This is a genomic window from Streptomyces prunicolor NBRC 13075, from assembly GCF_000367365.1.
GTDB lineage: Bacteria > Actinomycetota > Actinomycetes > Streptomycetales > Streptomycetaceae > Streptomyces > Streptomyces prunicolor.
The window spans coordinates 47,849-69,294 of record NZ_BARF01000077.1 but is presented as its reverse complement, the minus strand read 5'-3'; the positions used below and the strand labels follow the sequence as shown (position 1 = coordinate 69,294).

Annotated in this window: 20 protein-coding genes; 16 read left to right on the top strand and 4 right to left on the bottom strand. The window is 68.2% G+C overall.

What is annotated here, in order from left to right; translation table 11 throughout:
* Positions 1-64: 64 nt before the first annotated feature.
* Entirely contained in the window at positions 65-775 is a 711-nt protein-coding gene (locus SPR02S_RS32575) for a demethylmenaquinone methyltransferase (RefSeq protein ID WP_026151058.1), read from the top strand.
* Here SPR02S_RS32575 and SPR02S_RS32570 read toward each other — a convergent pair.
* Positions 768-1,082 carry a PASTA domain-containing protein gene (locus SPR02S_RS32570; protein WP_019061218.1) on the bottom strand — a complete coding sequence of 105 codons (315 nt, stop codon included), beginning with the start codon at positions 1,080-1,082 and terminating at the stop codon, positions 768-770. The genes SPR02S_RS32575 and SPR02S_RS32570 overlap by 8 nt on opposite strands.
* Positions 1,083-1,202: 120 nt before the next feature.
* Positions 1,203-1,709, bottom strand: a complete 507-nt coding sequence (locus tag SPR02S_RS56770; RefSeq protein WP_019061217.1) for a GNAT family N-acetyltransferase — start codon at positions 1,707-1,709, stop codon at positions 1,203-1,205.
* A gap of 97 nt (positions 1,710-1,806) precedes the next feature.
* Between SPR02S_RS56770 and SPR02S_RS32555 the strand changes: the two genes are divergently transcribed.
* Positions 1,807-3,090 (top strand): geranylgeranyl reductase family protein, encoded by a 1,284-nt coding sequence (locus SPR02S_RS32555; RefSeq protein ID WP_019061216.1) that lies wholly within the window; start codon positions 1,807-1,809, stop codon positions 3,088-3,090.
* A gap of 24 nt (positions 3,091-3,114) precedes the next feature.
* Here the strand turns inward: SPR02S_RS32555 and def are convergent, their stop codons facing one another.
* Entirely contained in the window at positions 3,115-3,741 is a 627-nt protein-coding gene (gene def / locus SPR02S_RS32550; RefSeq protein ID WP_019061215.1) for a peptide deformylase, read from the bottom strand.
* Between the two features lie 184 nt (positions 3,742-3,925).
* Positions 3,926-4,735, bottom strand: coding sequence for a C40 family peptidase (locus SPR02S_RS32545; RefSeq protein ID WP_019061214.1), 810 nt, complete (start codon positions 4,733-4,735; stop codon positions 3,926-3,928).
* Positions 4,736-5,480: 745 nt separating this feature from the next.
* On the opposite strand from SPR02S_RS32545, the gene SPR02S_RS32540 reads away from it, so the two are divergent.
* From SPR02S_RS32540 to nuoN, 14 genes are read left to right on the top strand one after another with little or no spacing between them, the layout of a single operon-like run.
* Complete coding sequence (locus SPR02S_RS32540; protein ID WP_007383963.1) at positions 5,481-5,840, top strand: NADH-quinone oxidoreductase subunit A; 360 nt, start codon at positions 5,481-5,483, stop codon at positions 5,838-5,840.
* 14 nt (positions 5,841-5,854) lie between these two features.
* Positions 5,855-6,409 carry a NuoB/complex I 20 kDa subunit family protein gene (locus tag SPR02S_RS32535; protein ID WP_006382209.1) on the top strand — a complete coding sequence of 185 codons (555 nt, stop codon included), beginning with the start codon at positions 5,855-5,857 and terminating at the stop codon, positions 6,407-6,409.
* Positions 6,406-7,149 (top strand): NADH-quinone oxidoreductase subunit C, encoded by a 744-nt coding sequence (locus SPR02S_RS32530; protein ID WP_019061213.1) that lies wholly within the window; start codon positions 6,406-6,408, stop codon positions 7,147-7,149. The genes SPR02S_RS32535 and SPR02S_RS32530 overlap by 4 nt, the downstream gene beginning before the upstream one ends.
* Positions 7,146-8,468, top strand: coding sequence for an NADH-quinone oxidoreductase subunit D (locus tag SPR02S_RS32525; protein ID WP_019061212.1), 1,323 nt, complete (start codon positions 7,146-7,148; stop codon positions 8,466-8,468). The genes SPR02S_RS32530 and SPR02S_RS32525 overlap by 4 nt, the downstream gene beginning before the upstream one ends.
* The gene (gene nuoE / locus SPR02S_RS32520; RefSeq protein ID WP_019061211.1) at positions 8,465-9,316 is read left to right on the top strand and encodes an NADH-quinone oxidoreductase subunit NuoE; all 852 of its coding nucleotides are present in this window, start codon (positions 8,465-8,467) and stop codon (positions 9,314-9,316) included. The genes SPR02S_RS32525 and nuoE overlap by 4 nt, the downstream gene beginning before the upstream one ends.
* Positions 9,316-10,662 (top strand): NADH-quinone oxidoreductase subunit NuoF, encoded by a 1,347-nt coding sequence (gene nuoF, locus SPR02S_RS32515; protein ID WP_019061210.1) that lies wholly within the window; start codon positions 9,316-9,318, stop codon positions 10,660-10,662. Before nuoE ends, nuoF begins: the two co-directional genes overlap by 1 nt.
* Complete coding sequence (locus SPR02S_RS32510) at positions 10,659-13,187, top strand: NADH-quinone oxidoreductase subunit G (protein ID WP_019061209.1); 2,529 nt, start codon at positions 10,659-10,661, stop codon at positions 13,185-13,187. Before nuoF ends, SPR02S_RS32510 begins: the two co-directional genes overlap by 4 nt.
* The gene (nuoH, locus tag SPR02S_RS32505) at positions 13,184-14,554 is read left to right on the top strand and encodes an NADH-quinone oxidoreductase subunit NuoH (RefSeq protein WP_019061208.1); all 1,371 of its coding nucleotides are present in this window, start codon (positions 13,184-13,186) and stop codon (positions 14,552-14,554) included. The genes SPR02S_RS32510 and nuoH overlap by 4 nt, the downstream gene beginning before the upstream one ends.
* Complete coding sequence (gene nuoI, locus SPR02S_RS32500) at positions 14,547-15,149, top strand: NADH-quinone oxidoreductase subunit NuoI (protein ID WP_019061207.1); 603 nt, start codon at positions 14,547-14,549, stop codon at positions 15,147-15,149. The genes nuoH and nuoI overlap by 8 nt, the downstream gene beginning before the upstream one ends.
* A complete protein-coding gene (locus SPR02S_RS32495) occupies positions 15,146-15,991 on the top strand; it encodes an NADH-quinone oxidoreductase subunit J (RefSeq protein WP_019061206.1) in 846 nt (281 codons plus the stop codon). Before nuoI ends, SPR02S_RS32495 begins: the two co-directional genes overlap by 4 nt.
* Entirely contained in the window at positions 15,988-16,287 is a 300-nt protein-coding gene (nuoK, locus tag SPR02S_RS32490; RefSeq protein ID WP_016437642.1) for an NADH-quinone oxidoreductase subunit NuoK, read from the top strand. The genes SPR02S_RS32495 and nuoK overlap by 4 nt, the downstream gene beginning before the upstream one ends.
* Positions 16,288-16,301: 14 nt before the next feature.
* Complete coding sequence (gene nuoL / locus SPR02S_RS32485) at positions 16,302-18,197, top strand: NADH-quinone oxidoreductase subunit L (RefSeq protein ID WP_019061205.1); 1,896 nt, start codon at positions 16,302-16,304, stop codon at positions 18,195-18,197.
* Between the two features lie 5 nt (positions 18,198-18,202).
* Complete coding sequence (locus tag SPR02S_RS32480; protein WP_019061204.1) at positions 18,203-19,774, top strand: NADH-quinone oxidoreductase subunit M; 1,572 nt, start codon at positions 18,203-18,205, stop codon at positions 19,772-19,774.
* A complete protein-coding gene (gene nuoN / locus SPR02S_RS32475; RefSeq protein ID WP_019061203.1) occupies positions 19,771-21,429 on the top strand; it encodes an NADH-quinone oxidoreductase subunit NuoN in 1,659 nt (552 codons plus the stop codon). The genes SPR02S_RS32480 and nuoN overlap by 4 nt, the downstream gene beginning before the upstream one ends.
* Positions 21,430-21,446: the final 17 nt, after the last annotated feature.

The following is a 21,446-nucleotide window of genomic DNA, read 5'->3' as shown; positions in this document are numbered from 1 at the left end:
GTTGGTGGGTGAGTACGGGCCGGGCGCCTTCGGGATGCCCGGCCCGTACTGCCACAATGGGCCCGTGACCCGCGCATCCCTGGACAAGCAGCCGCACGAAGTCGCCTCGATGTTCGACGACGTGGCGGAACGGTACGACCTGACCAACGACGTGCTGTCGCTCGGCCAGGACCGCCGATGGCGCAAGGAGGTCACCAAGGCGGTCGACGCCCGCCCCGCGCAGAAGATCCTGGACCTCGCCGCCGGTACGGCGACCTCGTCCCTCCCCTTCGCCCGCAGCGGCGCCTATGTCGTGCCGTGCGACTTCTCCCTCGGCATGCTCCAGGTCGGCAAGAAGCGCCACCCCTGGCTGCCGCTCACGGCCGGCGACGCGACCAGGCTGCCGTTCAAGGACGACACGTTCGACGCCGTGACCATCTCCTTCGGGCTGCGCAACGTGCAGGACACCGACACCGCGCTGCGCGAGCTGTACCGGGTGACCAAGCCCGGCGGCCGGGTGGTGATCTGCGAGTTCTCGCACCCGACCTGGGCGCCGTTCCGCACGGTGTACACCGAGTACCTGATGCGCGCGCTGCCGCCGGTCGCCCGGACCGTTTCCTCGAACCCGGACGCGTACGTCTATCTCGCCGAGTCCATCCGCGCCTGGCCCGACCAGCCCGCACTCGCGGAGCGACTGCGCAAGGCCGGCTGGTCGAAGGTCGCGTATCGCAACCTGAGCGGCGGGATCGTGGCCCTGCACCGCGGTTTCAAGGACAGCGTGGGCTCCGCTACCTGATCACCGTCTCGAAGAACGCGTCGCCCGGCGGCTCGTCCAGCTCGCGCTGCATTCCGCCGCTCGGCGGCCGGGGGATGCGCGGCTCACGCATACCGCCCCCGCCGTCGCCCTCACCGAAGTCGAACCACACATAGACCACGGAGTCCCGCGCCACCTCGGCGTCGGGCTGCGGATACTGCCGTACGACGTAGTCGACGACGGCGAGATGGAAGTCGGGCCGGTCCGGCGAGTTGATGAACAGCCCGCGCGACTGGGCTGTCTCGCGCGCGTCCACGGCCATCAGGCCGACGAGCCGCGGTACGCGCACTTCAGGTGTTTTGGGTGTTATGCCCACAGATGTCACCCCCAGCGGTATCGGAAGGGTAACCCCGGTCCGGTACCGATTGGAAGCGTCAAGTGTCGTTCTGTAGCTGTTGGTTACTCTGGGTTACAGTTCGAGCCGGTAGCAGTGGCCCTCCTCCTCGCGCGAGGGCGTGGTGAAGACCTCGGCGAGGTGCATGCCCAGCCGCCGGGTCACCGCGATGGACCGGGTGTTGCGGGCCAGGACCATCGCCACCACGCTCGGCACCCCGGCCGCCCGCACCCGCTCCAGGGTCGCTTCCGCCGCCGCGGTGGCATACCCCTGGCCCCAGAACTCCCGCCCCAGCCGCCACCCGATCTCGATCTCACCCTTCGGTCCCCAGTCCCCCGGCCAGGGCTGGGCGCCGGTGAAGCCGATCACCCGGTCCGTCTCGTCGAGCATGGTCCACAGGCAGAAACCGCGCTCCGCGTCGTGCCGGCGCTGGCGGGCGGTGAGCTCTTCGTAGACGGACAGTTCGGCGGACTTCCCGCCGTGGAACTCCATGACGTCCGGGTGGTCGAAGGTCCGGTGCCAGGCGACGGCGTCCTCGTCGGTCGGGACACGGAGCCGTACTGCGGGGAGAGCTCGGTTCACGGGGCAGCCCTTCAGCCTGGTGATCAGTGGCGCTGAATAGACTGCCCATGTCCAGTGCCGGTCGGCACGCAGATTTCGAACTTGGGGAGATCCCGCCGTGACCGAGCCCCTCTCCGAAAACACCGCCGACGTGATCGTCGTCGGCGCGGGGCCAGCCGGCTCCGCCACCGCCTATCACCTCGCCAAGTCCGGACTCGACGTACTCCTGCTGGAGAAGACCGAGTTCCCGCGCGAGAAGGTGTGCGGCGACGGACTCACCCCGCGCGCCACCAAGCAGCTCGTGGCCATGGGCATCGACATCTCCGAGGAGGCCGGCTGGCTGCGCAACAAGGGCCTGCGCATCATCGGCGGTGGCGTCCGCCTCCAGCTGGACTGGCCGGAACTCGCCTCCTTCCCGGACTACGGCCTCGTCCGCAAGCGCGACGACTTCGACGAACAGCTCGCCCACAACGCCCAGAAGGCGGGCGCCCGCCTCTACGAGCGCTGCAACGTCGGCGCCCCGATCGTCGACGAGCGCACCGGCCGGATCACCGGCGTCAACGCCAAGCTCGGCGAGGAGAAACGCGAAGTCACCTTCCACGCGCCCCTGGTGGTCGCCGCCGACGGCAACTCCACCCGCCTCTCCCTCGCGATGGGCCTGCACCGCCGCGAGGACCGCCCGATGGGCGTGGCGGTCCGGACGTACTTCACCTCGCCCCGCCACGAGGACGACTACCTGGAGTCCTGGCTGGAACTGTGGGACCGCCGCGGCGCCGAGGACCGCCTGCTGCCCGGCTACGGCTGGATCTTCGGCATGGGCGACGGCACCTCGAACGTCGGCCTCGGTGTCCTCAACACCTCTGATTCCTTCAAGGAGCTGGACTGGCGCGAGGTGCTGAAGGCCTGGTGCGCGTCCATGCCCGAGGACTGGGGCTACACCCCCGAAAACATGACCGGCCCGATCCGCGGCGCCGCCCTCCCGATGGCCTTCAACCGTCAACCCCACTACACGAAGGGGTTGTTGTTGGTCGGCGACGCCGGCGGACTGGTGAACCCCTTCAACGGCGAGGGCATCGCCTACGCCATGGAGTCCGGCCAGATCGCCGCCGACGTCATCGTCCAGGCCCACGCCCGCCCAACCCCCGCGAGCCGCGAACTCGCCCTGCAGCGCTACCCGCAGGTCCTCAAGGACACCTACGGCGGCTACTACACGCTGGGCCGCGCCTTCGTGAAGCTGATCGGCAACCCGAAGGTCATGAAGATCGCGGCCCAGCGCGGGCTGACGCACCCGCTGCTGATGAAGTTCACCCTGAAAATGCTGGCCAACCTCACCGACCCCACGGGCGGCGACGCGATGGACCGCATCATCAACGGGCTGAGCAAGGTGGCGCCGAAGGCGTAGCGGCAGGCCCGGTCCTGGTGGTGATCAGGCGGTCAGGGCCTTCGTCTTGGCGGCCCGGCGGGCGAACACCTCGTCACGCCGGTCCGCCACCTGTCGTAGCGCCTCCTTGCGGTCCCGCTTGGAGAGCCGGTCCAGGTACACCTGGCCGTTGACGTGGTCGGTCTCGTGGGCGAGGCAGCGTGCGAAGTACCCCGTGCCTTCGATCACAAGCGCGGTGCCGTCCTTGTCGAGCCCGCGCACCACGGCCCGGTCCGGACGCGGTACGTCCATCACGGCGCCCGGCACCGACAGGCAGCCCTCGCCCTCGTCGAGCAGCCGGCGCCCGGCCGGGTCGAGCGGGTCGAGGACCGGATTGACGATGTGTCCGACATGCCGGACATAGTCGTCGTCGGGGCAGTCGTACACGAACAGGCGCAGATCGACGCCCACTTGGTTGGCCGCGAGGCCGGCTCCGTCGGCGACGTACATGGTGAGGAACATGTCGTCGATGAGCGCGGCGAGGTCGGGCCCGAACTCGGTGACGTCCCGGCACGGCCGGTGCAGGACCTCTTCACCGACCTCGGTGACGCGTCGCACGACACCGCGTCCGGCCTCGGGCGCGGGCCGGGGATAGGAGTCGACGGGGCTGCCCTGGACGAAGACACGTGGCATGAGTTGCTCTCCTCGGGTTTGGCGTCCGGCCGTCTGGTCAGCCGAACTTGAGAACCTTGAGAAGAGAGCCTTTCAGGAGAGCCGCGAACTCCGGTAGAGGGAAGGCCGGGAGCGCCCTCGGGTACGCCGAGGGGACCGCTGCCCCCGAGGCAGCGGCCCCATGCTCACGGCGTCGTGCGCGGGTTCAGAGCACCCGCACCGCACCGGTCGGCATGTCGTACGACAGCGGCCGCTCCACGATGCCGGTGGAGGGGTTCTGCGCGCCGACGAACATGCCGTCGCCCACGTACACCGCCACGTGGTAGGCGCTGCCCGCGCTGCCCCAGTACAGGATGTCGCCGGCCTGAAGGTTGCTCAGGGACACCTGAGTACCTGCGGTCGACTGGTCCTGGGAGACGCGCGGCAGGCTGATGCCGACCTGCTTGAAGGCGGCTCCGACGAGTCCGGAGCAGTCGTAGGCGCTGGGGCCGGTGGCGCCCAGGACGTAGGACTTGCCGATCTGGGCCTTCACGAAGGACACGACGGCCGCGGCCGAACCGGTCGCCGTCGACGAGCTGGTGCTCGTGGAGGCGCTCGTGGTCGCCGTAGAGGCCAGGGTGGTCCTCTCCGAGCTGCGCGACGCGGCACGCGCTGCAGCGTCCTTACGAGCGGCTTCCTGGGCCTTCTTCTTAGCCTCCGCCTTCTTCTTGGCGACCGCGAGGTCCGCCTTGGCCTGCTTCGCGGCGTTTGCGGCTGCCGTGTCGCGCTCGGCCTGCAGCTGGTAGTTCGCCGCGGCCTGCTGCGTGGCCTCGGCGGACTGGGCGACCTGTGTGGACAGATCGGCGGTCAGGGTGGGCAGTTGCAAGGTCTGCGTCGTCTCGGCGGCATTGGCCGAGGCTGCACCAGCCGCCGCCATGCTGAGAACGCCACCGGCAACTCCGGCCCGCACGGCGATGTTCGTCGTCGCGCTGCGGCGGGGTTTCCGATGGCTGCGTATGTGAGCGGTGTGGGACATGAGACCAACCGGTATCAGGGGCTCCTCCATACCTTCAAGAAACGTGTGCTGCGCCACAATTGTTCAATGGGCCCCATCAACCCCGGGTGTGTCGTTCCTTATTGACGCCGTAACGGACATTGCGGACCTGGCCGATCGGGCCCGTGATCACGGCCTTTCATCGGTACGCCCGAATTGCCCGGCGCCTACCACCTGTTGGGACAGGTGGCCAAGCCCCGTTCTCATGCGCCTCTCATGGGTGTGGCGGAGGTCACGGAACGGTTACCGGAATGCGTGCGTCCTGCGTGGGTACCGCGAGCGGGTGACTTCGTGAACGTGTGCACGCGTCCACACCGTGCCGCGCGCTTCCCTCTGATGTGTGAACGGGCCTCCACTATCAAGCGGTCCCGTCCAGCTCCAATTTGCATGCAAGGGAAGCCTCTTGATATTGAGATGCCGCCCTCGGCCTGCGATGACGAGCGCAAATGTCACCTCTGGTGATCGGTCGGACGCTTCACGTGCGAAGATCGCCGCTCGCCCGGCTTGATGATCCACTGTCAGGTGGTGGAGATCACAAAGCTTGTGTAATACCCCGTGTCGCAGATCACAGAGCGCCGGGCATAAGATGCGAGGCAGTTGGGCTTGTGACCTGCTTCACATGTTCTCGATCTTCGTTGGGACGAACGGGGATTGAGCGGCGCGTGAGCCGGAAGCGGACCCGATGCCATCGCCAGCAGTCAGTGCCGACTGAGAGGAGCGAGGAGCGGTGAACGCGTATGCGCCCATCCTCGTACTGGGAGCCCTCGGGGCAGGCTTTGCGATCTTCTCCGTGGTCATGGCCACGCTGATCGGTCCGAAGCGGTACAACCGGGCCAAGCTCGAAGCGTACGAGTGCGGCATCGAGCCGACCCCCACGCCGGCCGGCGGCGGGCGCTTCCCCATCAAGTACTACCTGACGGCGATGCTCTTTATCGTCTTCGACATCGAGATCGTCTTCCTCTACCCCTGGGCCGTCACCTTCGACGCCCTGGGTGTTTTCGGGCTCGTGGAGATGCTGCTCTTCGTGCTCACCGTCTTCGTCGCGTACGCGTACGTATGGCGGCGCGGCGGCCTGGAATGGGACTGAGGGGCCTTTAACTCATGGGACTCGAAGAAAAGCTGCCGAGCGGTTTCCTGCTGACCACCGTCGAGCAGGCCGCGGGCTGGGTACGCAAGGCGTCCGTCTTCCCGGCCACGTTCGGACTCGCCTGCTGCGCCATCGAGATGATGACGACCGGCGCCGGACGGTACGACCTGGCGCGCTTCGGCATGGAGGTCTTCCGCGGATCTCCGCGCCAGGCGGACCTGATGATCGTCGCGGGCCGGGTGAGTCAGAAGATGGCGCCGGTCCTCAGGCAGGTCTATGACCAGATGCCGAACCCCAAGTGGGTGATCTCCATGGGGGTCTGCGCCTCGTCGGGCGGCATGTTCAACAACTACGCGATCGTGCAGGGCGTCGACCACATCGTCCCGGTCGACATCTACCTCCCGGGCTGCCCGCCACGGCCCGAGATGCTGATCGACGCGATCCTCAAGCTCCACCAGAAGATCCAGTCCTCCAAGCTCGGTGTGAACGCCGAGGAGGCGGCCCGTGAGGCGGAGGAGGCGGCGCTCAAGGCACTGCCCACCATCGAGATGAAGGGCCTGCTGCGGTGAGTGACGCGAACGGCACCAACGGAGCCAACCCGGAGAAGGACCTGAGCGCCTCCAACCTCCCCGGCCAGCGCGGCGACGGAGGTGAGGAGATCCGCGTCCAGCGCGGCATGTTCGGTGCCAACAACGGTGGCGACACCTCCGGTTACGGCGGCCTGGTCCGCTCGGTCCGCCTGCCGGGCGAGGCGAGCCGGCCCTACGGCGGTTGGTTCGACGAGGTCGCCGACGAGTTGGAGGGCGCCCTGGAGGAACAGGGCCTGGTGCCCGGCAACGCGATCGAGAAGACGGTCGTCGACCGCGGTGAACTCACCTTCCACATCGAACGCGAGCACCTGCTCCGCGTCGCCCAGACCCTGCGCGACGACCCGGCCCTGCGCTTCGAACTCTGCACCGGCGTCAGCGCGGTGCACTACCTGCACGACAAGGGCCGCGAGCTGCACGCCGTCTACCACCTGCGCTCGATCACCCACAACCGGCTGATCCGCCTCGAAGTCAGCGCCCCGGACAGCGATCCGCACATCCCGTCCCTGGTCCCGGTCTATCCGACCAACGACTGGCACGAGCGCGAGACCTACGACTTCTTCGGGATCATCTTCGACGGTCACCCGGCTCTGACGCGGATCATGATGCCGGACGACTGGCAGGGCCACCCGCAGCGCAAGGACTACCCCCTCGGCGGCATCGCCGTCGAGTACAAGGGCGCCCAGATCCCGGCTCCGGACCAGCGGAGGTCGTACTCGTGAGCACGCAGTCAGCATCCGCTCGGGAAACCACCGAGGGCACCGTATATACGGTCACCGGTGGCGACTGGGACGAGGTCGTCCAGTCCGCAGCCAAGGCCGACGACGAGCGCATCGTCGTCAACATGGGGCCCCAGCACCCCTCCACGCACGGTGTGCTCCGGCTGATCCTGGAGATCGACGGCGAGACGGTCACCGAGGCCCGCTGCGGCATCGGCTACCTCCACACCGGTATCGAGAAGAACCTCGAATACCGCACGTGGACGCAGGGCACCACGTTCGTGACGCGCATGGACTATCTGACGTCCTTCTTCAACGAGACGGCATACTGTCTCGCCGTCGAGAAACTCCTCGGCGTAGAGGACCAGATCACCGAGCGGGCGAAGATCATCCGGGTGCTCCTGATGGAGCTGAACCGGCTCTCCTCCCACCTGGTGTGCATCGCCACCGGCGGTATGGAACTCGGCGCCACCACGATCATGATCTACGGATTCCGCGATCGTGAAATGATTCTCGACATCTACGAGCTCATCACGGGCCTGCGGATGAACCACGCGTACATCCGCCCCGGCGGACTCGCCCAGGACCTGCCGCCCGGCGCGGTGGACCACATCCGCGAGTTCGTCAAGAAGATGAAGAAGAACCTCCCCGAGTACGACAAGCTCGCCACCGGGAACCCCATCTTCAAGGCCCGTATGCAGGACGTCGGTTACCTCGACCTGGCCGGCTGCATGGCCCTCGGCGCCACCGGCCCGATCCTGCGCTCCACCGGCCTCCCGCACGACCTGCGCAAGGCGCAGCCGTACTGCGACTACGAGACGTACGACTTCGACATCCCGACCGCCGACACCTGCGACTCCTACGGCCGCTTCCTCATCCGCCTGGAGGAGATGCGCCAGTCGCTCAGGATCGTCGAGCAGTGCCTGGACCGGCTGCAGCCCGGCCCGGTCATGGTCGCCGACAAGAAGATCGCCTGGCCCGCCCAACTCGCCCTCGGGCCCGATGGGTTGGGCAACTCGCTCGACCACATCAAGCAGATCATGGGCACCTCCATGGAGGCCCTGATCCACCACTTCAAGCTGGTGACCGAAGGCTTCCGCGTCCCGCCGGGACAGGCGTACGCGGCGGTCGAGTCGCCCAAGGGCGAACTCGGGGTGCACGCCGTGTCCGACGGAGGCACCCGCCCCTACCGGGTCCACTTCAGGGACCCGTCCTTCACCAACCTTCAGGCCATGGCGGCGATGTGCGAGGGCGGCCAGGTCGCCGACGTCATCGTCGCCGTCGCGTCCATCGACCCCGTGATGGGAGGCGTCGACCGGTGACCACCAGTTCTTCGGAGCAGGGCGTCAGTCTGGGCATGCCCCAACTGCCCGCGCCCGCCTACCCGGACGACGTCCGGGCCCGACTGGAGGCCGACGGGCGGGAGATCATCGCCCGCTACCCGGACTCCCGCTCGGCCCTCCTGCCGTTGCTCCATCTCGTGCAGGCGGAGGAGGGTCATGTCACGCGCACGGGGCAGCAGTTCTGCGCGACCCTGCTGGACCTGACGACGGCCGAGGTCGCCGCCGTGGCGACCTTCTACTCCATGTACCGGCGCCGGCCGAGCGGTGACTACCAGGTCGGGGTCTGCACCAACACCCTGTGCGCGGTGATGGGCGGCGACGCGATCTTCGAGTCCCTCCAGGAGCACCTGGGCGTCGGCAACGGTGAGACCACCGACGACGGCAAGGTCACCCTGGAGCACATCGAGTGCAACGCGGCCTGCGACTTCGCGCCGGTGGTGATGGTCAACTGGGAGTTCTTCGACAACCAGACCCCGGCCAGCGCCCGCCGCCTCGTCGACGACCTGCGCACGGGCGCTCCGGTCGAGCCCACGCGCGGGGCGCCGATGTGCACCTTCAAGGAGACCGCGCGGATCCTCGCCGGCTTCCCCGACGAGCGGCCAGGGGCCGTCGAGGCAAGCGGCGGTGCGGGACCCGCGTCGCTGGTGGGCCTCCGCCTGGCCAAGGGAGAGACCGCACCCGCGCGCGTGGTCCATCCGCGGGGCTCCTCAGCGCCGCAGGACCAGTCGCCGACGACCGAGCACCTCAGTTCGCACGATGCGCCGCAGGACACGTCGGCCTCCGACCCCGCCCACCCGGCGGGGCCTGTCGCCGAGGAGGGGGAGTGATGACCTTGGCACCCGAACTGAAAGACCACAGCCCCGAGAAGTTGCTCGCACCCGTCCTGTCGGCCTTCTGGGACGAGGACGAGTCCTGGACTCTGGACACGTACCGAAGGCACGAGGGATACGAGGGGCTCCGCAAGGCGCTCGCCATGTCGCCGGACGACCTCATCGCGTATGTGAAGGACTCCGGTCTGCGCGGTCGCGGTGGCGCCGGCTTCCCCACCGGAATGAAATGGCAATTCATTCCCCAAGGGGATGGAAAACCACACTATCTAGTTGTCAACGCCGACGAGTCGGAGCCAGGGACCTGTAAGGACATCCCGCTCCTGTTCGCGAACCCGCATAGCCTCATCGAGGGCATTGTCATCGCGTGTTATGCCATCAGGTCGTCGCATGCCTTCATCTATCTGCGTGGTGAAGTCGTCCCTGTTTTGCGGCGGTTGCACGAGGCCGTACGCGAGGCGTACGACGCGGGCTACCTCGGCGAGAACATCCTGGGCAGCGGACTCGACCTCCAGCTCACCGTGCACGCGGGCGCCGGCGCGTACATCTGCGGTGAGGAGACCGCACTGCTCGACTCGCTCGAAGGCCGCCGTGGTCAACCGCGGCTCCGTCCCCCTTTCCCTGCGGTCGCGGGCCTCTATGCGTGCCCGACTGTTGTGAATAACGTCGAGTCGATCGCGTCAGTTCCCGCCATTCTGCAAAAAGGCAAGGAATGGTTCAGGTCGATGGGCAGCGAGAAGTCCCCGGGCTTCACGCTCTACTCGCTCAGCGGCCATGTCACCAGTCCCGGCCAGTACGAGGCGCCGCTCGGCATCACCCTCCGCCAGCTGCTCGACATGAGCGGCGGGATCCGGGCCGGGCATCGCCTCAAGTTCTGGACGCCGGGCGGGTCTTCCACGCCGATGTTCACCGACGAGCACCTCGACGTCCCTCTTGATTACGAAGGGGTGGGTGCCGCGGGTTCCATGCTCGGCACCAAAGCTCTGCAGTGTTTCGACGAGACGACCTGCGTCGTGCGTGCCGTCACCCGCTGGACCGAGTTCTACGCCCACGAGTCCTGCGGCAAGTGCACCCCGTGCCGCGAAGGGACGTACTGGCTCGTGCAGTTGCTGCGTGACATCGAGGCCGGCAAGGGCTCGATGTCCGACCTCGACAAGCTGAACGACATCGCCGACAACATCAACGGCAAGTCCTTCTGCGCCCTCGGCGACGGCGCCGCCTCGCCGATCTTCTCCTCGCTCAAGTACTTCCGCGAGGAGTACGAGCAGCACATCACGGGCCGGGGCTGTCCCTTCGACCCGGCCAAGTCCACGGCCTGGGCCGACCGCACGGAGGTGAACGCATGACGGTACAGCAGTCGACTAGCGGCTCCGCCGCGGGCTCACGCTCCTCCGGTGGGGGAGAGACGGCGGTCCCGCCGGAAGATCTCGTCTCGCTGACGATCGACGGCGCCGAGATCAGCGTGCCCAAGGGCACCCTGGTCATCCGCGCCGCCGAGCAACTCGGCATCGAGATCCCCAGGTTCTGCGACCATCCCCTCCTCGACCCGGTCGGCGCCTGCCGGCAGTGCATCGTCGAGGTCGAGGGCCAGCGCAAACCGATGGCGTCCTGCACGATCACGTGCACGGACGGCATGGTCGTCAAGACCCAACTCACCTCGCCGGTCGCGGAGAAGTCGCAGCACGGTGTGATGGAGCTCCTCCTCATCAACCACCCGCTGGACTGCCCGGTCTGCGACAAGGGCGGCGAATGCCCCCTGCAGAACCAGGCCATGTCCCACGGCAACGCCGAGTCCCGCTTCGAGGGCAGGAAGCGGACCTACGAGAAGCCCGTCCCGATCTCCACCCAGGTGCTCCTGGACCGCGAGCGGTGCGTACTGTGCGCCCGCTGCACCCGCTTCTCCAACCAGGTCGCGGGCGACCCGATGATCGAGATGGTCGAGCGGGGCGCGCTCCAGCAGATCGGCACCGGTGAGGGCGACCCCTTCGAGTCGTACTTCTCCGGGAACACCATCCAGATCTGCCCGGTGGGCGCGCTCACCTCGGCGGCGTACCGATTCCGCTCCCGCCCCTTCGACCTGGTCTCCACGCCCTCCGTGTGCGAGCACTGCGCCGGTGGCTGCGCGACCCGTACCGATCACCGGCGCGGCAAGGTCATGCGGCGCCTGGCCGCCGTGGACCCCGAGGTCAACGAGGAGTGGATCTGCGACAAGGGGCGCTTCGCCTTCCGGTACGCGCAGCAGCGCGACCGGCTGCAGACGCCCCTGGTGCGCAACGCGGACGGTGTCCTGGAGCCCGCGTCCTGGCCGGAGGCCCTGGAGGCCGCCGCCCACGGGCTGTCGGCCGCGCGGGGCCGTACCGGTGTGCTGACCGGCGGCCGCCTCACCATCGAGGACGCCTACGCGTACAGCAAGTTCGCGCGCGTGGCGCTCGACACCAACGACATCGACTTCCGCGCGCGCGTGCACAGCAGCGAGGAGGCCGACTTCTTGGCCGCCCGGGTCGCGGGCCGCGGCCGGGACCTCGACGGCAACGGCGTCACGTACACCTCCCTGGAGAAGGCGCCCGCCGTACTGCTGGTCGGGTTCGAGTCCGAGGAGGAGGCGCCCGGCGTCTTCCTGCGGCTGCGCAAGGCCTCGCGCAAGCACGGGCAGCGGGTGTTCTCGCTCGCCACCCACGCCACGCGCGGCCTGGACAAGGCGGGCGGCATCCTGCTGCCGGCAGCTCCCGGCACCGAGACCGAGTGGCTGGACGCGCTCGCCAGCGGGGTCGGCCTTGAGGATGACGGCGCCAGCGCCTCCGAGGCGTTGCGTACCGAGGGCGCGGTGATCGTCGTCGGTGAACGGCTGGCCGCCGTCGCCGGGGGCCTCACCGCCGCCGTACGGGCCGCGTTCGCGACCGGGTCCCGGCTGGTGTGGATTCCGCGCCGGGCCGGGGAACGCGGGGCGATCGAGGCGGGCGCGCTGCCGTCGCTGCTGCCGGGCGGGCGTCCGGCCACCGACCCACGCGCGCGTGACGAGGTCGCCGTCGCCTGGGGTGTCGCCGAACTCCCGCACCGCTACGGCCGCGACGCCGGCCAGATCGTCGAGGCCGCCGCCGGAGGTGAACTCCGGGCGCTGCTCGTCGCCGGTGTGGAGCCGGGCGATCTGCCCGACCCGGCACGCACGCGTGCGGCACTGCACGAAGTCGGCTTCCTGGTGTCGCTCGAACTGCGGCCCAGCGAGGTCACCGAACACGCGGATGTCGTCCTCCCGGTCGCGGCGGTCGCCGAGAAGGCGGGCGCCTTCCTCAACTGGGAGGGCCGGGTCCGCTTCTTCGACGCCGCGCTCAAGCCCGACCAGATGACCCGCACCCTCGCTCCCACGGACGCGCGTGTGCTGCACATGCTGGCCGACGCCATGGACGTACACCTGGGGCTGCCCGATCTGCGCACCGCGCGCGCGGAGTTGGACCGGCTCGGGGCCTGGGACGGGCCGCGGGCGAGCGATCCGCTGGAGACCGCGGGTGTGCTGCCGCGGCCGGCCGCCGGGGAGGCCGTGCTCGCCGGGCACCGGCTGCTGCTCGACCAGGGCGCGCTCCAGGAGGGCGACGAAGCGCTCGCCGGTACCCGGCACGCCGCCCACGCGCGCGTGTCGGCCGCCACGGCCGCCGAGGCGGGCGTCAAGGACGGTGACGCGCTCGCCGTGACCGGCACCTCCGGAACCGTCGAACTCCCGCTGCGGATCACCGAGATGCCCGACCGCGTGGTCTGGCTCCCGCTGAACTCCACCGGCGGGGGCGTCGCCTCCGACACCGGGGCGCTGCCCGGCGCACTCGTCCGCATCGGCCCGGCCACGCTCGCGGGCGAGGCCCCCAAGGAGGTGGAGGCATGAGCCCGTACCCGTACCTCGCTGCCGAAGACCTCTCCATGTTCGGCCGCGACCCCTGGTGGCTGGTCGTCGTCAAAGCGGTGTTCTGCTTCGCGTTCCTGATGATCACCGTGCTGTTCTCGATCGTCTGGGAACGCAAGGTCGTCGCCTGGATGCAGCTGCGCATCGGCCCCAACCGGCACGGCCCCTGGGGCATGCTCCAGTCGCTCGCCGACGGCGTGAAGCTGATGCTCAAGGAAGACCTGATCGTCAAGCGCGCGGACAAGCTGATCTACATCCTCGCGCCGATCATCGCGGCCATCCCGGCCTTCATGGCGATCGCGGTGATCCCCTTCGGGCCCGCCGACAACGAGGTCTCGATCTTCGGCCACCGCACCACGATGCAGCTCACCGACCTGCCGATCGCGATGCTCTACATCCTCGCGGTCGCCTCGGTCGGCATCTACGGCATCGTCCTTGCCGGTTGGAGCTCCGGCTCCACCTACCCGCTGCTCGGCGGCCTGCGCTCCTGCGCCCAGATGATCTCCTACGAGATCGCGATGGGCGCCGCGTTCGCCTCGGTGTTCCTCTACTCCGGGTCGATGTCGACCTCGACGATCGTTGAACAACAGCACGACCGCTGGTACATCATCCTGCTGCCGGTCTCCTTCATCATCTACGTCATCACGATGGTCGGCGAGACCAACCGCGCCCCCTTCGACATGCCGGAGTCCGAGGGCGACCTGGTCGGCGGCTTCAACACCGAGTACTCGTCCATCAAGTTCGCGCTCTTCATGCTCGCCGAGTACGTGAACATGGTGACGGTCTCCGCGGTGTCGACCACGCTCTTCCTGGGCGGCTGGCGGGCCCCGTGGCCGATCAGCTCCTTCTGGGAGGGCGCGAACCACGGCTGGTGGCCGATGCTCTGGTTCGTCATCAAGGTCCAGCTGCTGCTGTTCTTCTTCATCTGGCTCCGCGGCACCCTCCCGCGCGTGCGCTACGACCAGTTGATGAAGCTCGGCTGGAAGGTCCTCATCCCGGTCTCCGTGGTCTGGCTGATGCTCGTCGCGACCGTACGGACCCTCAAGAACGAGAACTACGACTTCGCCGACATCGCCCTCTACATCGGCGGCGGTGTGCTCGTCCTGCTGTTGCTGTCCTTCATCGCGGACATGTTCCGCCAGAAGGCCAAGGACGACGCGCAACTGGCCGAGGAACCCGCCGGGTTCGACGCGATGGCGGGCGGATTCCCCGTACCGCCGCTGCCGGGACAGGAGTTGCCACCGGTGCCTCGGCGCCCCTCGCGACGCGAGCGGGAGCTGATTGTCAGTGGTGGCTCGGATACTGGCAGTGACGGATCTCTGGATGGAAAGGAGGCGTCCGATGGCTGAGGAGCCCAAGGAAACCAAACCCGGTTTTCAGAACCCCGTGGCCGGCTTCGGCGTGACCTTCAAGGCCATGTTCAAGAAGCGGCTGACCGAGCAGTACCCGGAGCAGGAGAAGACCACAGCCCCCCGGTTCCATGGACGGCACCAGCTCAACCGCCATCCGGACGGCCTGGAGAAGTGCGTCGGCTGCGAGCTGTGCGCCTGGGCCTGCCCCGCCGACGCCATCTATGTGGAGGGCGCCGACAACACCGACGAGGAGCGCTACTCGCCGGGTGAGCGGTACGGCCGCGTCTACCAGATCAACTACGCCCGCTGCATCCTGTGTGGCCTGTGCATCGAGGCGTGCCCCACGCGCGCGTTGACGATGACCAACGAGTTCGAGCTCGCCGACACCAGCCGCGCGAACCTCATCTACACCAAGGAACAGCTGCTGGCGGGCCTCGACGACACCATGGTCGACAGCCCGCACGCCATCTACCCGGGGATGGACGAGCAGGACTACTACCGGGGCCTGGTGACGGAGGCCGCGCCCGGCACGGTGCCCCAAGTCGCCGTCTCCAAGGGCGAGAAGCCCAAGGAAGAGGGGGTTGAGGCATGAGCGCGCAGTTCGCCGCCGCCTACTCCACCTCCACCGGAGAGGCCTTCCAGTTCTGGATCCTCGGCACGGTCGCGGTGATCGGCGCCCTGTCCACCGTCCTCATGAAGAGGGCGGTGCACAGCGCGCTCTCGCTCGCCGGGACCATGATCATCCTGGCGGTCTTCTACCTCGCCAACGGCGCCTACTTCCTGGGCATCGTGCAGATCGTCGTCTACACGGGCGCGATCATGATGCTGTTCCTCTTCGTGGTGATGCTGGTCGGCGTCACGGCCGCCGACTCCCTGACGGAGACCATCAAAGGCCAGCGCTGGCTGGCCCTTCTCTGTGGGCTCGGCTTCGGCGTCCTGCTGTTCGCGGGCATCGGCAACGCCTCGCTCACCCAGTTCGACGGCCTGGGCACGGCCAACGCGAACGGCAACGTAGAGGGCCTGGCCGCCCTCATCTTCACGAAGTACGTGTTCGCCTTCGAGATCACCGGCGCCCTGCTGATCACGGCCGCGGTCGGCGCCATGGTGCTCACGCACCGCGAGCGCACCGAGCGGCCCAAGACCCAGCGCGAGCTGTCCGAGCAGCGCGTCCGCGACGGCAAGCACCTCCCGCCGCTCCCCGCCCCGGGTGTCTACGCCCGGCACAACGCGGTGGACGTCCAGGGCCTGCTGCCCGACGGCACCCCGTCCGAGCTCACGGTCAGCAAGACGCTCCGTGACCGCGGCCAGATCCGCGACGTGTCCAGCGAGGCGCTGAACGATCTGCGGGCTCTGGAGCAGCGCGCCGAGGAGCGTCTGGAGCGCACCGAGATCGCGCCGGCGAACCTCAAGCGGACCGAGGAGGCGTCGAAGTGAACCCCGTCAACTACCTCTATCTCTCCGCCTTGTTGTTCACGATCGGCGCCACCGGAGTGCTGATCAGGCGGAACGCGATCGTCGTGTTCATGTGCATCGAGCTGATGCTCAACGCCTGCAACCTCGCGTTCGTCACCTTCTCCCGGATGCACGGCAATCTCGACGGTCAGGTCATCGCCTTCTTCACGATGGTCGTCGCCGCCGCGGAGGTCGTGGTCGGGCTCGCGATCATCGTGTCGCTGTTCCGTTCCCGCCACTCGGCCTCGGTCGACGACGCCAGCCTGATGAAGCTCTGAGGGGTCGCTGAATCGTGGAGAACCTGATTGCGCTGCTGGTAGCGGCGCCTCTGCTCGGAGCGGTCGTCCTGCTGTGCGGCGGCCGGCGGCTCGATGCCGTCGGCCACTGGATCGGCACGATCCTCTCGTCCGCCTCCTTCGTGATCGGTGTCGTCCTCTTCACCGACCTGCTGGGGAAGAACGCCGAGCACCGGACGCTCATGCAGCACCTGTGGACCTGGGTCCCCGTCGAGGGCTTCCAGGCGGACGTCACCTTCCGCCTCGACCAGCTGTCGATGACCTTCGTCCTGCTGATCACCGGTGTCGGCTCGCTGATCCACCTGTACTCGGTCGGGTACATGGAGCACGACGAGCGCCGGCGCCGTTTCTTCGGCTATCTGAACCTGTTCCTCGCGGCGATGCTGATCCTCGTCCTCGCCGACAACTACCTTCTGCTGTACGTAGGTTGGGAAGGCGTCGGTCTCGCCTCCTACCTGCTGATCGGCTTCTGGCAGCACAAGCCCAGCGCGGCGACCGCCGCGAAGAAGGCCTTCCTGGTCAACCGGGTCGGCGACATGGGCCTGTCGATCGCCATCATGCTGATGTTCACGACGTTCGGGACCTTCGCCTTCGGCCCGGTCCTCAGCCACGTCGGTGACGCCTCCGAGGGCAAGCTCACGGGCATCGCCCTGATGCTGCTGCTCGCCGCCTGCGGCAAGTCCGCCCAGGTGCCGCTGCAGTCCTGGCTCGGCGACGCGATGGAGGGCCCGACCCCGGTCTCGGCCCTCATCCACGCGGCGACCATGGTGACCGCGGGCGTGTACCTGATCGTCCGCTCCGGAGCGATCTTCAACGCGGCACCGGACGCACAGCTCGTCGTCACCGTCGTCGGTGCCGTCACGCTCCTGTTCGGTGCGATCGTCGGTTGCGCGAAGGACGACATCAAGAAGGCCCTCGCCGGGTCGACCATGTCGCAGATCGGCTACATGGTGCTCGCCGCGGGCCTCGGCCCCATCGGCTACGTCTTCGCGATCATGCACCTGGTGACGCACGGCTTCTTCAAGGCCGGGCTGTTCCTCGGCGCCGGTTCGGTCATGCACGGCATGAACGACGAGGTCGACATGAGGAAGTACGGCGGCCTCAGGAAGTACATGCCGGTCACCTTCATCACCTTCGGCCTCGGCTACCTGGCCATCATCGGCTTCCCGGGCCTGTCCGGCTTCTTCTCCAAGGACAAGATCATCGAGGCGGCCTTCGCGAAGGGCGGCACCGAGGGCTGGATCCTCGGCGGCGCGGCCCTGCTGGGCGCGGCCATCACGGCGTTCTACATGACGCGCGTGATGCTGATGACCTTCTTCGGGGAGAAGCGCTGGCAGCCCGACGAGAACGGCAACGAGCCGCACCCGCACGAGTCCCCGAAGACGATGACGATCCCGATGATCGTGCTGGCCTTCGGATCGGTCTTCGCCGGCGGCATCTTCGGCATCGGCGACCGCTTCCTGCACTGGCTGGAGCCCATCACCGGCCACGAGGAGGGCAACTCCCCGGTCAGCGCCCTGACGGTCACCCTGGCCACCATGGTGGTGCTGGTCATCGGCGTCGGGATCGCCTGGGCGCAGTACGGGCGCAAGCCGGTCCCGGCCGTCGCCCCGCGCGGGTCGCTGCTCACCCGGGCCGCCCGCCGCGACCTCCTCCAGGACGACTTCAACCACGTCGTCCTGGTGCGCGGCGGCGAGCACCTCACCCGCTCCCTGGTCTACGTCGACCACACCCTGGTCGACGGCGTCGTCAACGGCACGGCGGCCTCCATGGGCGGCCTCTCCGGAAGGCTGCGCAAGCTGCAGAACGGCTACGCGCGGTCGTACGCGGTCTCGATGTTCGGCGGTGCGGCCATCCTCGTCGCCGCGACCCTGCTGATGAGGGCGGTCTGATACCGATGTCCTTTCCCCTCCTGACAGCGACGGCGGCGCTCCCGGCCCTCGGGGCGGTGGCCACGGCCGCCGTCCCGGCCGCCCGGCGCACCGCCGCGAAATGGCTGGCGCTGCTCGTCTCGCTGGCGACGCTCGCGCTGGGCATCACGATCCTGGTGCGCTTCGACCCGGGCGGCGACCGCTACCAACTCACCGAATCGCACCCCTGGATCGCCGACTTCGGGGTCCGCTACGAACTGGGTGTGGACGGCATCGCGGTCGCGCTCATCGGGCTCACCGCCCTGCTGATCCCGTTCGTGATCCTGGCCGGCTGGCACGACGCCGACCCCCTGGAGACGGGCAACAAGCGCTGGCGGCCCACCCAGGGCTTCTTCGCCCTCATCCTTGCGGTGGAGGCGATGGTGATCATCTCCTTCGAGGCCACCGACGTCTTCCTCTTCTACATCTTCTTCGAAGCCATGCTGATCCCGATGTACTTCCTCATCGGCGGCTTCGGGGACAGCGCCCACGAGCACGGCGACGAGGCGGCGGCCACCCAACGGTCGTACGCGGCGGTCAAGTTCCTGCTCTACAACCTGGTCGGCGGGCTCATCATGCTGGCGGCCGTGATCGGCCTCTACGTAGTGGCCGGGAACTTCTCGCTCGCGGACATCGCGCAGGCGCGGGCCGACGGCACGCTGCACATGGCGACCAACACCGAACGCTGGCTGTTCCTGGGCTTCTTCTTCGCCTTCGCGGTGAAGGCGCCCCTGTGGCCGCTGCACACCTGGCTGCCCAACGCGATGGGCGAGGCGACGGCGCCGGTCGCCGTACTGATCACGGCAGTTGTCGACAAGGTCGGCACCTTCGCGATGCTCCGCTTCTGCCTCCAGCTGTTCCCGAACGCGAGCAAGTGGGCTACGCCCGTGATCCTCGTCCTCGCGGTGATCAGCATCATCTACGGGGCGCTGCTCGCGGTCGGGCAGCGGGACATCAAGCGGCTGGTGGCGTACGCGTCGATCTCGCACTTCGGGTTCATCGTCCTGGGCATCTTCGCGATGACCAGCCAGGGCCAGTCCGGCGCGACGCTCTACATGGTCAACCACGGTATTTCCACGGCCGCGTTGATGCTGGTCGCCGGATTCCTGATCTCGCGGCGCGGCTCGCGCCTGATCGCCGACTACGGAGGGGTGCAGAAAGTCGCCCCGGTGCTCGCGGGCACCTTCCTGATCGGCGGTCTGGCCACGCTGTCGCTGCCGGGACTCGCGCCCTTCGTGAGTGAGTTCCTGGTCCTGGTCGGCACGTTCTCGCGCTACCCGGCGATCGGGATCATCGCCACCTTCGGCATCGTCCTCGCCGCGCTGTACACCCTCGTCCTCTACCAAAGGACGATGACCGGCCCGGTGAAGCCCGAGGTCGCCTCGATGCCGGACCTGCGCCCGCGTGAACTCCTGGTCGTCGCCCCGCTGATCGTGCTGCTGATCTTCCTGGGCGTCTACCCGAAGCCGATCACGGACATCGTGAACCCGGCGGTCAAACAGACCATGTCCGACGTACACAAGAAGGATCCCAAGCCCTCGGTGGAGGCGGCCAAGTGAGCGCAACAGCCGTCCACAGCCTGTGGACAACGGCGGCAACCGCGGCGGACCCGATCTCGAAGATCGACGCGCCGAAGATCGAGTACGGGCAATTGTCGCCCACCTTGATCATCCTCGGCGCGGCCCTCATCGGGGTACTGGTCGAGGCGTTCGTCCCGCGCAAGTCCCGTTACTACGCCCAGGTGTTCGTGTCCGCCGTAGCGCTCTGTGCCGCCTTCGCGGCGGTCGTGGCGCTCGCGGCGGACGGGTACGGCACCACCAAGGCGCACATCGCGGCGATGGGCGCGATCGCGGTCGACGGACCGGCCCTGTTCCTGCAGGGCGTGATCCTGCTGTCCGGACTGGTCGGCCTGTTCACCTTCGCGGAACGGCGACTCGACCCCGAGGCGCACGGAAACCGGGTCGACTCGTTCGCCGCGCAGGGCGCGTCCGTTCCCGGCAGCGACAGCGAGAAGGCGGCGGTCAAGGCCGGGTTCACCACCACGGAGGTGTTCCCGCTCCTGCTCTTCGCGGTCGCCGGAATGCTGGTCTTCCCGTCCGCCAACGACCTGTTGACCTTGTTCGTGGCCCTGGAAGTCTTCTCGCTCCCGCTCTACCTCCTGTGCGCCCTGGCCCGCCGCAAGCGGCTCCTGTCGCAGGAGGCCGCGGTCAAGTACTTCCTCCTGGGCGCCTTCGCCTCCGCGTTCACCCTGTTCGGCATCGCGCTGCTCTACGGCTACGCGGGCTCGATGTCGTACTCCACGATCGCGCAGGTCGTCGACGGCTCGATCACCAACATCAACCCGGCCCTCGCCGACACCATGGGCAACGACGCGCTGCTGCTCATCGGCGGCGCGATGATCGTCATGGGGCTCCTCTTCAAGGTGGGCGCGGTCCCGTTCCACATGTGGACGCCCGACGTCTATCAGGGCGCGCCGACCCCGGTCACCGGCTTCATGGCCGCCGCGACCAAGGTCGCCGCCTTCGGAGCGCTGCTCCGCCTGCTCTACGTCGTGCTGCCGGGCCTGCGCTGGGACTGGCGGCCCGTCATGTGGGGCGTGGCGATCATCACGATGCTGGGCGGCGCGATCGTCGCGATCACCCAGACCGACATCAAGCGGCTGCTGGCCTACTCGTCGATCGCGCACGCGGGCTTCATCCTCGCGGGTGTCATCGCGACCACCCGGGACGGCGTGTCGTCCGTGCTCTTCTACCTGGGCGCCTACTCGTTCGTGACGATCGGCGCGTTCGCGGTCGTCACCCTCGTACGGGACGCCGGTGGCGAGGCGACGCACCTGTCGAAGTGGGCGGGGCTCGGGCGGAGGTCGCCGTTGGTCGCGGCCGTGTTCGCGGTGTTCCTGCTGTCCTTCGCGGGCATTCCGCTGACGGCCGGCTTCGCCGGGAAGTTCGCCGTGTTCAAGGCGGCGGCGGCCGGTGGCGCGGCGCCGCTGGTCGTGGTCGGTGTGCTCTCCTCGGCCATCGCGGCGTTCTTCTACATCCGCGTGATCGTGCTCATGTTCTTCAGCGAGCCGCGGCCCGACGGCCCCACCGTCGCGGTCCCGTCCCCGCTGACCATGGCGACGATCGGGGTGGCCGTGGCGGCGACGCTCGTCCTCGGTGTGGCTCCGCAGTACTTCCTGGACCTGGCCAACCAGGCCGGGGTGTTCGTGCGCTGAGCACAGGCCGCTGAGCC

Coding starts and splice junctions, on each gene's coding strand:
- def (WP_019061215.1), bottom strand. CDS start 3,741: ATGCCACGTGTCTTCGTCCAGGGCAGCCCCGTCGACTCCTATCCCCGG.
- SPR02S_RS32545 (WP_019061214.1), bottom strand. CDS start 4,735: ATGTCCCACACCGCTCACATACGCAGCCATCGGAAACCCCGCCGCAGC.
- SPR02S_RS32535 (WP_006382209.1), top strand. CDS start 5,855: ATGGGACTCGAAGAAAAGCTGCCGAGCGGTTTCCTGCTGACCACCGTC.
- nuoF (WP_019061210.1), top strand. CDS start 9,316: ATGACCTTGGCACCCGAACTGAAAGACCACAGCCCCGAGAAGTTGCTC.
- SPR02S_RS32510 (WP_019061209.1), top strand. CDS start 10,659: ATGACGGTACAGCAGTCGACTAGCGGCTCCGCCGCGGGCTCACGCTCC.
- nuoH (WP_019061208.1), top strand. CDS start 13,184: ATGAGCCCGTACCCGTACCTCGCTGCCGAAGACCTCTCCATGTTCGGC.
- nuoI (WP_019061207.1), top strand. CDS start 14,547: ATGGCTGAGGAGCCCAAGGAAACCAAACCCGGTTTTCAGAACCCCGTG.
- SPR02S_RS32495 (WP_019061206.1), top strand. CDS start 15,146: ATGAGCGCGCAGTTCGCCGCCGCCTACTCCACCTCCACCGGAGAGGCC.
- SPR02S_RS32480 (WP_019061204.1), top strand. CDS start 18,203: ATGTCCTTTCCCCTCCTGACAGCGACGGCGGCGCTCCCGGCCCTCGGG.